This window comes from Edaphobacter aggregans DSM 19364 (genome assembly GCF_000745965.1).
GTDB classification, from domain to species: domain Bacteria; phylum Acidobacteriota; class Terriglobia; order Terriglobales; family Acidobacteriaceae; genus Edaphobacter; species Edaphobacter aggregans.
In genome coordinates this window covers 1-14,885 of the sequence record NZ_JQKI01000116.1, presented here as the reverse complement: position 1 = coordinate 14,885, position 14,885 = coordinate 1, and the positions used below count along the sequence as shown (strand labels likewise).

Genomic DNA, 14,885 nt, shown 5'->3' with positions numbered 1-14,885 from the left:
TCCTATCCAGTTGCACTGACGCGCCGGAGATGTTGGCCAAGGCCATTCGCCAGCACTGGAGCATCGAAAACAGCCTGCACTGGGTGCTCGACGTCACCTTCCGAGAGGATGACTGTCGGGTTCGCGACCGCACCGCGGTCCGCAATTTTGCCTTACTGCGAAAGATCGCCATCAACCTCGTCCGACGACACAATAGCTCAAGGAACAGCTTGCGCGGACGACGAAAAATAGCCGCTTGGAACAACCAGTACATGCGCCAGGTCCTCACGGGCATTTTTCATGCGTAACCCCTGTTTGCGACCCCAATGCATCTCGCCATACACGGTATGTCTCGAATGCGCTAAACTTTCGATTCGTTTGAAAACTCACGATCTCCCAATACATGCAGGCAAGTACCGGCTATTCTGGTTCCGTACAATTTCGTCCTATAAGACGTTCTCTGCCTCTCAACACAAGAAAGCACACCACTTATGAACGATGGTCGTAGTTCAACGGATGAGATCAAGGAAAGAATTGCGCCGATTCTCGATGAAGTGGCAGTCGATGGTCTAAGGGCGTGGCTCAAAACGATAGGTCTTTCGAGTTCTGCCTACACAAAAGCTTCTATAGCCGACCTGGTGGCCAAGCAAATAGCTGGCGGTCAACTCACCGAACCCGCGCTTGAACAAGCGCTTATCGGCTTCGAAGAAGCCAGCGATATGCGGGTGTATTTATTCAATCTAGAGAATCTACCCTCTGGATCGCCTGCACAGTGGCTTCCTGTGTCTCTCAATGCACTCAGCATACCCATCTCTCAGAACAGGAAGTTTGCTGGAGACAAAACAAGGCCAATGACACCCATTTACGCCCAAATTCAGGGCGCTTTGCTGCGGATTAAATGGGGAGAGCAGCAGGAACGTGCGAAGCTAGATGAGACGACATTCCAGCCTGTGAGCAAGCCGGTATACAAGCGGGCGGTCTTGATCGCTGATCTCGATGCTAGAACAGCGGAGCTCAGGCTTAATCCACCTGAGAATAAGCATTCACATGAGGATGCCGGGGGCAGAATCACGGCAGAAGCCTATTACCAGGCATATATTCAGAAGGCGCGAGATGTGCTCGGATGCACACTTATACCTCTAGAACTCCGCCCGGTAGTAAAAACCCTCGTCGAGGAATCACCCAGAGCAATTCGAATCCACATTGATAATCATACGAACCAGACGAACGGAAAGATGAGAGTCAACACATCCGGTGGAGATGTGAGAGATGACCCGGGAGGGGAGGAGTACCTCAAGGAGGGCATAGGATCTCAACAGGGATCGATGTTCATAACAGACCCTAACTGCCGTCTTTCGGAAAGCGTGCCTCTTCGGCTCTACAGAAGAAGACCCGGGGACGATGGTCTCCGGGTCCTTATTCATCTCAGGAGCTGAACAGCTAGTGGAGCGCGATCAAGACGTCGTCATTGACGCGAAGCCCTGCGTCCTGCGTTTGCGTTCTGGCCTTCTTCTCCAGTTTCGTAGCGGGGAAGTGGACATTCAACGAGACTGACCCACCACGAATTTCACTGAGGAAATACTGGTTGCCATACTGGCGGAACACCAGCTTGCCGACTTTCTCCGAGTTCCCTGAATCGGTCGGGCCCATGACCAATATGTTGACACCCTTCGCTTGGTCTCGAATGCTGACTAGGTTGGGAGAATTGACATTGGAGCTGATCGTGTAGGTTCCAGCCGGCAGCCAGGAGTCGTTGACTGTGAAGTTGAACGGAACGGTTGCTTTGACTTTGTGATCCTCTGCCACTGCACTACCGGCCGTGAGGAGGGTGGATGCAACGAAGAGCGCGATTGCGGCGATGCGTTTCATGATGATCTCCCTTTTGAGGTACCTTATTCAGGTCCCTCCTGGGGCTCTGGAATACTTTCTCTTCGGGAGCTTGTTGTTACGTGCAGAGATATTGCATACGCATGGCCAAAGAGGAACGCGCCGCCTGGGATTCCCGCTCCTCAACCGCATTCCCGTTTTTGCAATGAGATACAAGCGCCGCAAAGATTCGCGACGCAACGATTCCCCTGTTGCGCCTCGCCGGACAGTATCTGAACGGATACCCACGAGTATCCGTTCGGCTCCGCCAGCTCCGATACCCCCGATTTATCTGAGATTCTCGGCTGACTCAGCTACACTTTTGACGCACGGAGGCTCCGATGCAGCCGCGTCTCCTCGCCATCTCGGGTTCGCTGACAGGGACCGTTCGACAGCTGATCGATGGCCAGCTATCGATTGGCCGTGACGAATCGAATCAGTTATGCATGATCCACACTGTGGTCTCGCGGAAACATTGCATGGTCCAGCAGGTGGACGAGCAATATGAGCTCGTCGATCTCGACAGCCAGAACGGTACTTTTGTGAATGGAATTCCTGTGAGTCGCAAAGTCGTTGAACATGGCGATACGATCCGCGTGGGGAGATCCGAATTCGTGTTTCTGATGCACGGAGGCGAAACGGTGAGCAGTTCGAAGATAAGCTTGACTGATATACCTTCCGTTTCCACACTCAGTAAAATTCAGTTGGACCATCCACTCCCGATGTATGGGATTGAAGTCGGCCGCATGGCGCGTGACTTGGCCGCCTTGTTCAGAATCACAAATATCATCAATTCCATCCGTGACTCCAAACTCCTGCAACGTGAACTTCTGCGGCTGATCTTCGAAGTGATCCCTGCAGAGAACGGCGCCGTCGTTCTGCTTACTGATCTCGCCGAGGAACCGGGCTCGATCTGCACCTGGAGCCGACAGTCCGACGCTGAGCAACCAATCGAAATTCAACGCGAGCTGGTTCAACGCGCAATCTGGGAGGGTTCGGCCGTCTTTACGAACGCGGCTAGCGAAATGCAAAATGTGCTTTGCTTGCTGCTTGTGGCCGTGGAAGAGACAATCGGCGTCATCTATCTAACTTCGCCTCATCCTGCTCCGCCCTTTCGCGAAGATCACATTCATTTCCTCGCCCCGGTCTCTCGAATCGCTCGTCTGCTACCTTCATGGCACTGCCGCTACTTGAGTGCCCCTCGTAGTGAAAGCGATCTCCCGGAGCTTGAGCGGCAGTAGTGATCGTCTTCTGCCAGGAATGAGAGTATTCGGTCGTCGAAGTACGCTCTTCCACCGACTCGATGTAATAAGCATTGGCATCCGCATACCGCCGCGCCGTCTGGTTGAGCAGTTCAAGGCCTTCTGAGGTACTCGGGGAGCGCGAACGCTGCCGTTGCAGCAACCATTGTCAGTACTGCGAACACGAACGGTGGACGCCTCATAAAGCCTCCGGACTCCGGCGCACACAGTCTAACGATTAGATGGCGTCTCTACCAGAGAATCAAACATCCGAAAAAAAAGGATTATGGGCAACTTCGACGCTGGCGGACCTGTCATTTCCGGTAACGCGCTTTTCAGGCAGTACGATTGCCCGTCACTCGGGCACAATCGACGCGCCAATCGGTAGTTTCCCTTGCTACAGGACATCACTAAGAAAGTCGGTGTCCGGAACCGACGCTATGACGCTAATGAGAGTCGACTGTCTTATTTTTATCCCTCTTGATCTCAAACACTCCAAGATCCACCTTTTGGCTATAGCGGATGTTGGAGTATGTCGCTGTCTCACTGAGTCGATCCAAAATAGGTGAGCTTGAGACGAACTCAGCGTGGGAGAGCACCGAACACGAGAAGGCTGCATCTCGACTGTGTGTAGAAAGCTATTTACGATAGCAGAGTAGCCGGACAAGGAGTGTCTGCATGCGATTGTTGCTGCTTATTGTTCTGATCTCCCCTGTGCTTCGCGCCTCGAACATCGAGCCTACAGTCTCCGAAAAAATTGTCGACTCGCACGGCAAACCGGTCGCTGGAGCCGTAATCTCTGCCAAATGGAAACTACAAGGGACAGGAGATTTTGCAGTGCCATACGGACCCCGAGCCGTGACCGAGGCCTCAGGCCACTTTTCGTCACTTTGGATAGGTAGTACGAATTGCCGGTCAGCATTCATGGTGTACGACAGTTTCAGGAAAGAGGGCGCAGTAGTAGACATGGCTACAGCCGACCTTGGTAAACCTGTGGTTGTGAGCCTGGAAAGGAGATGTATCTCGCGTTGGCGAAAGAGGTTTCTCCCGTTATCCATCGCTTCGCCGTGCGCACTTGCTGGCCGGCATCGTTTGCATCGATGGGAAAGAGCCGCCCGCCCGCGCGAATCTCTGTGCATGCAGCAGCAGGTGTAGCGGCAAGGATAGCGGTCTGCGACCCATCGGATGTCGAGCGATTGAGCGGAATCTGGGTGTGATTGTCGCGCTGAAATGCCAACAGCCGATCCATGGGCGCGAACGCTTCGTCCAGGGATATCTCCGCGTTGCCGCGCGCGGCAAGCCGCTTGCGCCAATCGCCAAACCACTGATTCCAATTCCAACCGTGCGCTCCCGCGCTCTCCCAACCTCCATAGGCACGAGTCATCACGGGTTGAAGCACGTCAAGGTCGGCAAGCAGAAGATCGGCGCGAACCTTAGGCGAACTGAGGAGGCGTTTAATGCCCGTCTCCGACCAGGTCGAAGGGATCAGGAGCGAATGCGAAGTCCAGGGCGCCTGGAATGGGTGCTCTTTCAGAAAGCTACCATCGTGCAGGAGCAGACCCATTTGCTCCAGGCGTGCGTCTTGCGCCTGGATCTCCGTTGCCGTGACAAAGGAACGCACGGGCGACGGACGATGCGCGATCCATTCGGCCAGCACGACCAGGCTCAACAACGCCACAACCCCAAGCGCAACGCTCCACACGAGAAGGGGGACCCAAAGACTCCGTCTTAACCGCTGGGAAGGAACTGTCAACTCGGAACGGCCTCCGCTGTCTCGATTCATCCAACGGCAATGTTAGCTCGCCTTTGCGATCCTTAGGACTCTCTATTAGAACGTCCACGGCGAAACAAATGTGCCCCGTTCAGTCGAGGGGCTTCGTCGCACTCTAACCAGACCCGAAGCAAGGCACCGGTCTGAGCCCATATGGATTGGCATTGATGCCTTGTCATGACATGATGTCATCGAGCGAATGCAGTAGTGTGGTAAACCTTCCCCGTCGCACCGTAGCTGCGCGAAAACGGGTTTTGAGAAAGTTCCCAGCAAGTTACCGAAATGGCGACTTTTCATGCGGTACGGCAAGCTAGAGCGTTTAGCTTGGCTGTAAACTCTCAAACGTCGATCCAGATGATCGAGCGAATACTTGGAAAGCCAACACTCTATTTCGCGTCCAGGGATATGATCAGGTCGGTTACGTTACCAGTTATCTCAATCGGCATGATTCGGTCTCGGTAGGTCCAAACATTGCCTGTGGGGGCACCGGTAGCCGCATCTGCGGCGCGCACCTGAAGCAGATATTCTCCATCTTGCACAAAGCCCAAGACGAAGGTACCGTCGTCGTTATTAAGATGTGTCCTCTGGGCGACAGTGCGGTCATCTGCATGAAGGAGTTCGACAAAACCTCGCTTGAGCAGGTGTCCATCGCTCTCTGCAACGACCACTCCAGCCACTTGATGAAGGTGCATGAGAGGGACCACGAGGTCGACGCCATTCCTCTGCTCCCCCTCCACGATAGAGAACGCCTTTGAATCCTTAAGGCGGAGCGAGTTCCCCGAATAGATTCGAAAATTAGGATCTGCCATCACGATCGCGCAAGATCCTGACGCGATGCCACACCCCCGGGGCGAACCGCTAGGTGGGGTTGCAGCTACAACATATGATCCAGGCAGAACACCTGACAGTCGGTATTGTCCACTGTCGTCTGTGATATCAAACGCCGGGAAGTCGCTACTGGAAATGCCTAACTGCACGGTTTGGCCACTTTTCTCTGCTCCAAACGGGTTTAGCAGATTCATTTGGAATCCGACTGCCGGACTCCCGTCATCGTAGGCGACAGACCCGCTAACCACCGCGCCACGCACAAGCGTAATGTCAATCGTCGTGACGAGATGATTCTTGACCTCTATTCGAGGCAGGACCGTTTTCAGCGCCTGCAAGACGCGTGCGGGTTCTACACCAGTCTTGATCTGGGCAAAAGGGCCAACGTACCCAGGCAGCCAGGCGAGCACCAGATAGGATCCGGGGAGGAGGTTTGATACGGTGAACTTGCCGTCGAAATCCGTATGAGTCGCTGTAGGCATTTCGACTGCGGTTCTGAGATCCTTGCCTGTGGACCCAGGCAACTCCAACGGTTGAACAACTACACTTGCGAAACGGGCGAGCTGGTGAGTGTCTCCGCAGTAGACGTGCCCCGTGACTACTCCAACCCGTTCCTGCGAGGGGACAGTAGGTGTATCTTGCAACGGGCTGTGCTCGCCAATGAGAGGCACGCCCGTCGCGATAATCAGATACGCTACTCCAGCGGAGATGCGGCTTCGCGACGTGGTGCGATGCTGACTAGGGGGCATAATGAGGGGTCCTCAGATGAGATCGAGTACAGAGCCCACAAATGCACTCTTTGACGGGTTCAGTTTCCGATTCCCACTTTGTATTGCCGAACCAAGCCATTATGCCCTCAAAACGGGGTTTCAGGTAACTTCGCGAATTATGGGTATGGCCTGCTCCCTGTCCGCACGTCAGTTGTTGCATCATCGCCAAAGCACTTACCGAGGAATCAGCCGGCGAGATTCCCTGGGGAAAAGAACCGATTAGTAAACACTGATGGCCGACTTGTCGGGACCGATCTTCGAGGAGCGCTGAGCTAAACTGCCATATGCAAAAAGGGTTCAGTTGGGTTGCAGCCGGTTTCTTGGGACCATTTTGGCGAGCGCTCCAAACCGCTCCCTTTGTCAGACTCCTCAGCAGATCCGCAGCGTTGGAGAGTTTTATGCGCACACCGACGCCTTCAGCGGAAATGTCGTTGTTTTTCACGATGCGTTGCACGCTTGTGGGGACTAAACGAGAATACGACACCCTCGAACTCGAGTATGCCTACCTTGTTTCCGGGCCAGCCCTCGCGGTCACAGCAGGCACGTTCCATCGTGCCTCGGTATGATTAGCTCGATTTAAGTTCTCGAGGTTCGAGGTTCAAATGATCACGAAGACGATCATACTTCCGTGTTGTGCACTTCTACTATTTACCTCACCCGTTTTGTCGCAGGATGCGGATATGGAGCATCATCCCTTCCAGGTTGGCCCGATCAATTATTTCGGTTACGGAGGCCTGCCTTTGGAGAAAGTGCGCTACGTGCTTCCCCTACACACGGGAGACACACTGACCTATGCAACTTTCTCCAAGAAGCCAATCAACGATGCGGTTCTCGGCGTAATCGGCAAAGCTCCAACCGATATCAATGTTGTTTGCTGCGACGATTCGCAGCGTCTGCTAATTTTCGTTGGGCTAGCCGGTTCAACCTCACGACCTGTTCCAACCAGCACTGTTCCTCTTAGTAAAACCCATCTTGATGACAAAGGGCTGCAGTTGTACGAGCAGGAGATGGGAGTTCTTGGTCAGGCGGTGGCTCGCGGCTCTGCTGAAGAAGACGATTCACAGGGGTACATGATTTCAAAAGACCCATCCTTGAAAGCTGTCAACCTCGCGATGCGTGCTTATGCACTTGAACGTGAGCCAGAGATTAGGAACGTCCTCCAGACTGCGGGTGACCCTAAGCAACGCCGTGCTGCGGCTGCCTTATTGGGATATGTGCACCGGTCGCAGACCCAAGCAGAAGCGCTGTCCAAAGCGATCAACGATCCGGATGAGGAAGTGCGGAATAACGCGGTACGGGCTTTAGCCGTCTTGTCCGCCGTACCCGGGAGCGAGGATCTGCATATAAGCGTGCAACCACTCATCAATCTGCTCTACTCGGGTGTGTGGACAGACCGCAACAAGGCTGGCTTCCTCCTTTTACGGATGACAGCCAGCCGGAACCCGCAGATCCTCCATTCACTCAGGAAGGAAGTCGGGAGGTTCGCAGTTCGGAGGTATATGGGGACGCATCCCAGCGTTCTAATCACAACCGCGTGCTCGCGTCCCTGAGTTTCAGTCTTGTCTTTTTCGTGTGAATCTCCACGCGATAGTGGTTTGGTCTTGGTTGATGCAGAATCGCGACGAAGTGATTCACGTCAAAGCAACGTGCCTAGTAACGCTTTCGGATAATGCACTCAAACTGCGGTCACATGATTTCCATTGATCTTGAGTTACCCCCTCAAATTCAGACCAGAGTAGGATGATCAATTAAATGATGCGCAAATCATCAAGCCAGCAGGAGCCTGCAAAATGATTACAAAGCAATTCGCACTGCTTTGCCTATTGACGTATGCGCTCCCCGTCTTGGCTGCATCCGATAAGCCCGTCCCCGATGGCCAAAAAAGCTATAAGGAGTTCAGGGCAACAATTAAATCTTTTCCTTTCTCAGCTTCTGCTGAACGTAAAAAACAAATTGGAGAGAATTATCCGAGCCTGCGTGTAGGAATGACAAAAAAGCAGGTTGCCGCGTTAATCGGCAATCCCGATTACAGCGAATTGGATTTCGGCCCCAAAGGACCAGGTGAGCATTGGCTGGGATCGCATTGGATGTATGCGCTCTTCGTGCGAGAAGATAGCGTCAATGAAAAGGACCCCAACATTGAGATCTTTTTCGGAACCGGCGACCTCGTATCCTGGGTAGTTCCCTCTGGTCTTAGCGGATTGTCTGAAATCGGAGAGTGTTGTAAGAGATCCAGATGAAAGGCCGGCTGTCCCCCTTGCTCGTAGATCCGTTCCCCAGCTGCAACTCAACCTACGGGACGAGAATCGCGTGAGTGGATCTTCGAATTGTGGCAACTCGGAAACAAATCCTGCCGAACGACGATCCAAACTTGGCGTCGTAGTTCCCGCAAAACGTTAGTTTTCTATCGTGACTGCCGTGCGACGGGAGTCTTTCGGTCTACTTAGACCACTCGCCTCCCCGCAAACCACCGTCGCAACACCCAGCACAAGAAGCAGAATTGCTGCGCAGGCCCCCTGCACATAAAGCAGAAAGATATAGCTCTCATCTCCTACGGTCTATGGCTGAATCGCCACAACTTGAACAGCGCCATCCTGAACAAGTCAATTGACATCGACGGAAAGCCGGTCCGAGTCGTCGGTGTTTTGCCCAAAGGGGTTTATGGAAACTTGCCTGCCATGCTGCCCGGGCAAGGAAGCAATTTACCGCAATGCCGACTTTTCGGGAGTGCCGGATCGTAGAGTCGGAATAGTTACGGCGCTGCAGTTCCTGGAGCATGATGTTGCGAAGATGGGTCACAGGTAGTACCTCCATGTGACCCACAACTTACACCGGCCCCGGAACCACGCGGAGGCCACCGCCGCAGCGGCCGCGGCGCCTGCGGCTTCGTTCTTACCGACCACCCAGAGCCCAGAAGCGTTCCTAAAGTGGCTCAACGAGTGACTTGTCCCGTGGGCCGCAATTGAGGCTACCGCATCCTTCTGCGCGACTGAGGAACCGGAGGATCTCAAGTATGTACTCTTTAGTTCAATCTGCTCTTGACTCCGCAAAAGCTTAAATATTCTGTCAGCGAGATTGCCGATGAACTCCTCATCGGCGGACGCAGGAGGGATCGCTGATGAACACACAAAAACAGCAAGGAATCCTTATCACCGGCAGCTCGTCAGGACTTGGACGAGCGACCGCCAGATTGTTCGCGTCGAGGGGTTGGAATGTCATTGCATCCATGCGGAGCCCGGAGAAAGAGAGAGACCTGAGGGAGATTCCCGGAGTGTCGCTGATTGAACTGGACATCACGAACCCTCACCAGATCATCCAGGTGGCAGACGTGGTTTTCAACAACGCCGGGTATGGTCTCGCTGGAAGGTCTAATGGATGATCAGATTCTCCGCATGATCAACACCAACCTGTTGGGCGCCACTCGAACATCGAGCCACGAAGTTATCTCGCCGCTGCGGGAGACGAGAACGCATCCACCAAGGACATAACCTCTATCTGAGACTTAAGATCCGCAAGTGAGGCCTTACTGGTGACGTGAATCGTCTTTTTCTCTCCCGGCAGCAGGTCAAGATAGTTATCCGAGTACTGAGGGTCCAGTTCGCCGAATGACACAGACACGCTACGGGCTAACGCCGCCGAGCTAAGGGTCACATCATATCCATCTCCAGCCTGCGAGATATCGGTTGCGATCGTAGCTTGCGGGAGCTTGATCTGTTTCGAAGGGACGAAATAGACGAGGTTGGTCGACATCTTATTTCCATCTGCGACCAGATCTGCAACTCCGACGAGACCCGACCAATCGGGGGTATTCGACCCCGACAACTCAACCAGCGGGATTTGCTGATATATCTTTGAGGCAAGCGGATCGATCTTGACCCTTTGAGTTGTCTCCTTCACGACGTGACCTGAGAAATCCATGATTCGCAGGTGGAGCGTGCCATCGATGACGGCAGTCTTGTCGGAGACAATGTAGAGTGCCAACGTACCTCCCTCTACATGAGGCGAGACCAGGACGGGCGCGTAGAACCTGCGCGCGTAGTACTGCAACGCCTTCCAACGTCCGAAATAATCGACGCTCGACCACGAAGCGACTGGCCAACAGTCATTGAGCTGCCAGAAAAGGGAGCCCATAGTCTCGGGTCTCTTGCGTCGAAAACTCTCCGCCCCCACCTTGATGCCCTCGGCCTGCAAGACCTGGCTGGCATAGAGGAAAGAAGGAAAGTCTTTTGGCTCACCGAAGTAGCGTTTCATATATTCCTGAATGAGCCTGTTGCCATCTCCATTCTTCTGATGGGCCTTCATGACCGGAGTGAAAATACTGGTTCTGTCCCCAGGCAGGGTAAAAGACTCGATCGTCTTCATCTCTGGAAATGACTGAAACCCGTACTCTGAGACGAAGCGCCAAGGTCTCTTCTCGAACTCTTCGAAATCGGCATTGCCATGCCAGACGCTCCAGTCGTGGTTGTCACCACTCTGATAGGCGTCGCTTAACTCTTCATAGTCGGCGCTGGGCGAACTCGGCCAGTACGGCGTCTGCGGATCTACCCGTGCAGCGGTCCGTGCAAGAATCCCGCTAAATTCTGTGAGGTAGTCCTCCCAGATGTGCTCGTGGACTTTAGCTGGAAGATCACCGTTTCCGTTCCACTCCCTTAGCTCCTCGGTTTCATTGTTGCCCGACCACAGAACGATACTTGGATGATTTCGGAGACGTGTCATCTGATATTCCGCTTCACGTTCAATGTTCTGTTTGAAGTCGTAGGTACCCGGCTGCCAGTTGTTGCCGAACATCAGATCGTGCCAGACCATCAGGCCCAACTCATCGCACTGGTCGTAGAACTCCTCCGTCTCGTAGTACCCTCCGCCCCAGAGCCGCACCATGTTCATGTTCGCGTCCTTCGCTGACTGAAGAATGCGCCGATACTTTTCGCTCGTGACGCGAGAGGGAAAACTATCGAACGGGATCACGGCCGCGCCCTTGGCGAAGACCGGGATTCCATTCACAATGAATTCGAACGAGCGCCCCCACTTGTCCAATTCCCGGCGGAGGATAACTGATCTCAGTCCGGTCTTTGCGTTCTTGTCGTCGAGTTCGTGACCATCCTCCTTCACCGAGATGTGGAAGTGATAGATGGGTTGGGCTCCATATCCCGACGGGTACCAAAGCTGAGGATGAGCGATCTCGACTGGGAACGAAATGCGGTTGCTTCCGGGGGCGAGAGTAACGGCGCGGTCTGCTTGGATCTCCTTACCGCCGAGTCCGTAACTTATGCTCACGTTCGCCTTTGTCTCTTTTGAGGCGAGGACATCCGCATGCACATCGAGATGAGCGGCACTTGTCGTCACGCCTTCCTGCTCTACGAAGACATCTTTGACGCGGGCACTATCCCATACTTCAAGATAGGCCGGCCGGTAAACTCCGCTTGTACCAAAACGGGGACCCCAATCCCAGCCGAACTCGTAGACAGCCTTCCGTATATATCCCTTCGGATCGGTGTGCGTTCGGGAGAGCCAGGGATCCTTCCCGGCGACAGCCTCCGCAGCCTTCATCGGCGCCGGAAAGACGATCTGCAGGTCGTTTGAACCTGCGTGAAGCTTCGACTTCACGTCAAATCTCCACTCCTGAAACATGCTGTCGGGCGAGGCAATTCGCTGGCCATTGAGGAAGATCGTGCAGGCCGTATCCAGTCCCTCAAAGACCAACTCTACGTGCTCACGCGCCAGGGTCGCCTCGGTCGCGTCAATCGAGGTCTTGTACTCCCACCGAGCCTTTTCGATCCATTGCAGCTTTGCTTCATCGTCCCGATAAAACGGATCTGGAATCTTCCCGCTTTTCAGAAGGTCCAGATGAACGTCCCCTGGCACCGTCGCAGGAAACCAGCCTCCCTCCAGGGTAGGTGGGACTGAACTCTGGCTTGCAACCATCCCATCATCCGGAAGCTGCCGCACACCCCATCCGGTGTTCAGAGGAACCCGTTCCCGATGTCGCGAACCGGCAGCTACCGAGGGCTGAGCGGCAGCGATGGCACAGGCGAACAAACAAAGAAGCAATCGACCCAAACGCATAAATTCTTTCCCTTCGTTACAAATCGTCCAACAGGTAAGCACTGTTGCGACCGTGGTGCGGAACAAGAACAGCTCCGGGAAGGAGCTGCAGAGACACGTCGAGATAAAAGTACAGGATCAGCACCCGGTTAGGAGTGCTGATCCCGCTTTCCAGCTAATTGTGAATTACTGCAGCTTCAGGATCGTACTTTTCAGCAGCATCGAGACTTACCGGGAGGCTGCCGTTAGCGGAGGAAGTCTTGCCAGTCCGGAGATCCGTGACGGAATAGTCGTGGAGCTGCTCAGACCGGCGCGACCCAGGTCGATTGTCGTGCTCAGTGGGTTGGCGTAAGATCGCCAGCTCACTCACCGAACAGTGCGGACACAAGACTTTCCAGATTTCTGGGTTCTGGGCGGATGACGGTCAATCCTTACCTTATCGATTAGGGAAGGTTTGCCGACCATGAGGAATGTGTTCAGACATGAAGATTTAGGGGTGGACTCAACTTCGAACCGAGATCGAGCCTCCCATTCCTGAGGGGTTTCCGGTCGACCTGTTGTAGGTTCGTTCGCACAATGCCAAAGGGGCGGAGACAGACTCCGGCCCTTGGCTCATCGATCTCGAACCCTTTCCGTCAGGTTTCTCACTCAGCCCCAGGCAACCGGCAATCGCCCATTGCCCAACCATTGCCGATTACTGCGCTCCCCCGCCCGCGGTAGAGATACCAACGACCATCTGCGTGCCGCTGTCCAATTGGACATCTTGCTTCGCGCCGAGCAGGATGCTGGAAGTTCGAGCCATCCTCGGATCTTGTTGCCCCGGCGCATTGTTCGCTAGCAACACTCCAGGAATCGACGTGGTGCTGATGGCTATCTGGCCGGTTTTGGCTACGACGGTCCCGGCAGTGGGGCCACTACTTGCTGCAGGTGATGCCCCAGCGTATCCGCCTGCGCCTTGCGGCGCACTACTCGCCCCGCTGCTAGCCCCGCTGCTATTAGTCCCACTCGCGCTCGGGTTAGCGGAACTGCCCGCCGGAGGCCCGCTCATGGCTGCGGACCCGCTGCCCGATGCCGCGCCTCCCGCTGGAGCGATTGACTGAATCTGCGAATGGACCGGCACGCTCTGCCCGCCCTTCAACTCGAGGTGGTCAAATAGGAGCGCCACTTGGGAATTCTCGCCCGCCCCACCCGGTTGCGCGCCGATCACATGGCCTACCAGCTTCGACCCCTTAGGAATCTCGGTTCCGTCGGCAGTCTTTGCTGACGCCCTGGTCTGGACCACAACGCTGTCGCCGGTCTTGGCGGTCTTTGAGTCGAGTTTGCTCACAAGTTCGCCGTTGATTGGGCTCATCTCTACGGCGGATGCTGCCGGGTTCGCGGCCGGACTACTCGGTGTTGCCGCCTCCGTACCTGAAGGGTTCTGCTGAGTGGCGGGGCTGTCTGATTGGTTGGCCGCGGGTGACTGCTGTGCCAGGAGCGGGAAGCATGTTATGGCAAATAGGGTAGTCGCGAGCGCTGTGCCTGTTTTCATGAAAAATTCCTCCGTTGGTTGGTTCCCACGCTTCCGCATCCGCACCGAGCCCGCGACACGGTCACGAGGTTCGAGATATGTTGCAAGCGTAGGGCCAAACAAGTGGCTCTGCGTAGATTGCTCAAGAGGTTGGACTTGGAATCAATCTGCATTCAGCAGCGTACATGGGCGTTGTTACAAGTCGGTCATGGACCGAATTCTCTCCCCAGATCGAGTAATTCTTTCCTGGTTGAAAATTCCGGTCTTGCTGGGATGGCTGACCGATCTGTTCGCGATGCAATGGAAATAGCCATGCGCGGATTATCTGAACCCAAAGCGCAATCAACGATCAGTGTCGTGCATCCCGCTGAACTGAGCAGCGAAACCCAGCAGACGCCCGGGATCGCGGCGGGACCCGGGCGCTCCCATCCAGCCTTGGTTGCGATCACTAATTCAGCGGGACCACCATGATTTTTAGGTATCGCAACATTGGAGCGTCAACATACTGAGGGAAGCCCGTTGTAAATGGTCACCACGAAACTGTGTAGGCGAATCGAACGACGGTCGTGGCGTTTCCGACGTAGACCCATTGAGGATTTGCGCCAGCCGGTTAATACTACTGTGTTATAAAGTAGATTCCTCGATTTGATTATTCAAGCACCGTAAACTGTTGGGCAGTACGTTGAAGGAATGAGCGTTCGCCGACTGGATCTCTCGCGTCAAGGGGAACGGCTCCAGATTTATCTGGACGGCCTGACAGAATCTGCGGGACATGCCGATCGCATGATTCCCATCGAGAACTACATCAAGGGGCTCATGCTGCCGATTGAGCGCAAGAGCGTGGAGCCGATGGCAGCACGTCTGGCTCCCGGCAACGTACG

The 14,885-nt window shown here is 54.7% G+C and carries 11 protein-coding genes and 1 pseudogene; 7 read left to right on the top strand and 5 right to left on the bottom strand.

The genetic code is table 11. From position 1 onward, the window contains the following. Together Q363_RS25210 and Q363_RS25205 are read left to right on the top strand one after the other, a co-directional pair. A partial coding sequence (locus Q363_RS25210) for an ISAs1 family transposase (RefSeq protein ID WP_157467526.1) occupies positions 1-287 on the top strand: 287 nt, incomplete at its 5' end. Between the two features lie 183 nt (positions 288-470). Then, positions 471-1,415: a hypothetical protein gene (locus tag Q363_RS25205; RefSeq protein WP_035356353.1), complete on the top strand. Its 945-nt coding sequence runs from the start codon at positions 471-473 to the stop codon at positions 1,413-1,415. Positions 1,416-1,419: 4 nt separating this feature from the next. On the opposite strand, the gene Q363_RS25200 is transcribed toward Q363_RS25205, so the two are convergent. Continuing rightward, a complete protein-coding gene (locus tag Q363_RS25200) occupies positions 1,420-1,848 on the bottom strand; it encodes a hypothetical protein (protein WP_035356351.1) in 429 nt (142 codons plus the stop codon). A gap of 338 nt (positions 1,849-2,186) precedes the next feature. On the opposite strand from Q363_RS25200, the gene Q363_RS25195 reads away from it, so the two are divergent. Continuing rightward, positions 2,187-3,086: an FHA domain-containing protein gene (locus Q363_RS25195; RefSeq protein WP_035356350.1), complete on the top strand. Its 900-nt coding sequence runs from the start codon at positions 2,187-2,189 to the stop codon at positions 3,084-3,086. A gap of 970 nt (positions 3,087-4,056) precedes the next feature. Here Q363_RS25195 and Q363_RS25190 read toward each other — a convergent pair. Together Q363_RS25190 and Q363_RS25185 are read right to left on the bottom strand one after the other, a co-directional pair. Further along, positions 4,057-4,839, bottom strand: a complete 783-nt coding sequence (locus tag Q363_RS25190; protein WP_157467525.1) for a hypothetical protein — start codon at positions 4,837-4,839, stop codon at positions 4,057-4,059. 404 nt (positions 4,840-5,243) lie between these two features. Continuing rightward, positions 5,244-6,164 (bottom strand): hypothetical protein, encoded by a 921-nt coding sequence (locus Q363_RS25185; protein WP_157467523.1) that lies wholly within the window; start codon positions 6,162-6,164, stop codon positions 5,244-5,246. A gap of 890 nt (positions 6,165-7,054) precedes the next feature. On the opposite strand from Q363_RS25185, the gene Q363_RS25180 reads away from it, so the two are divergent. The 3 genes from Q363_RS25180 to Q363_RS25170 all read left to right on the top strand — a co-directional run bounded on the left by Q363_RS25180 (position 7,055) and on the right by Q363_RS25170 (position 9,831). Beyond that, positions 7,055-8,002: a HEAT repeat domain-containing protein gene (locus Q363_RS25180; protein ID WP_035356343.1), complete on the top strand. Its 948-nt coding sequence runs from the start codon at positions 7,055-7,057 to the stop codon at positions 8,000-8,002. Between the two features lie 240 nt (positions 8,003-8,242). Next, on the top strand, positions 8,243-8,692 hold the full coding sequence (locus Q363_RS25175; protein WP_035356340.1) for a hypothetical protein: 450 nt from the start codon (positions 8,243-8,245) through the stop codon (positions 8,690-8,692). An 878-nt stretch (positions 8,693-9,570) separates the two neighbouring features. Then, the gene (locus tag Q363_RS25170; RefSeq protein WP_051979297.1) at positions 9,571-9,831 is read left to right on the top strand and encodes an SDR family NAD(P)-dependent oxidoreductase; all 261 of its coding nucleotides are present in this window, start codon (positions 9,571-9,573) and stop codon (positions 9,829-9,831) included. 62 nt (positions 9,832-9,893) lie between these two features. Here the strand turns inward: Q363_RS25170 and Q363_RS25165 are convergent, their stop codons facing one another. After that, positions 9,894-12,515 (bottom strand): beta-mannosidase, encoded by a 2,622-nt coding sequence (locus Q363_RS25165; protein ID WP_035356338.1) that lies wholly within the window; start codon positions 12,513-12,515, stop codon positions 9,894-9,896. Between the two features lie 673 nt (positions 12,516-13,188). Beyond that, positions 13,189-14,025, bottom strand: a complete 837-nt coding sequence (locus Q363_RS25155) for a hypothetical protein (protein WP_035356334.1) — start codon at positions 14,023-14,025, stop codon at positions 13,189-13,191. Between the two features lie 669 nt (positions 14,026-14,694). On the opposite strand from Q363_RS25155, the pseudogene Q363_RS25150 reads away from it, so the two are divergent. Then, positions 14,695-14,885, top strand: a pseudogene (locus Q363_RS25150) (hypothetical protein); the annotation flags it as partial.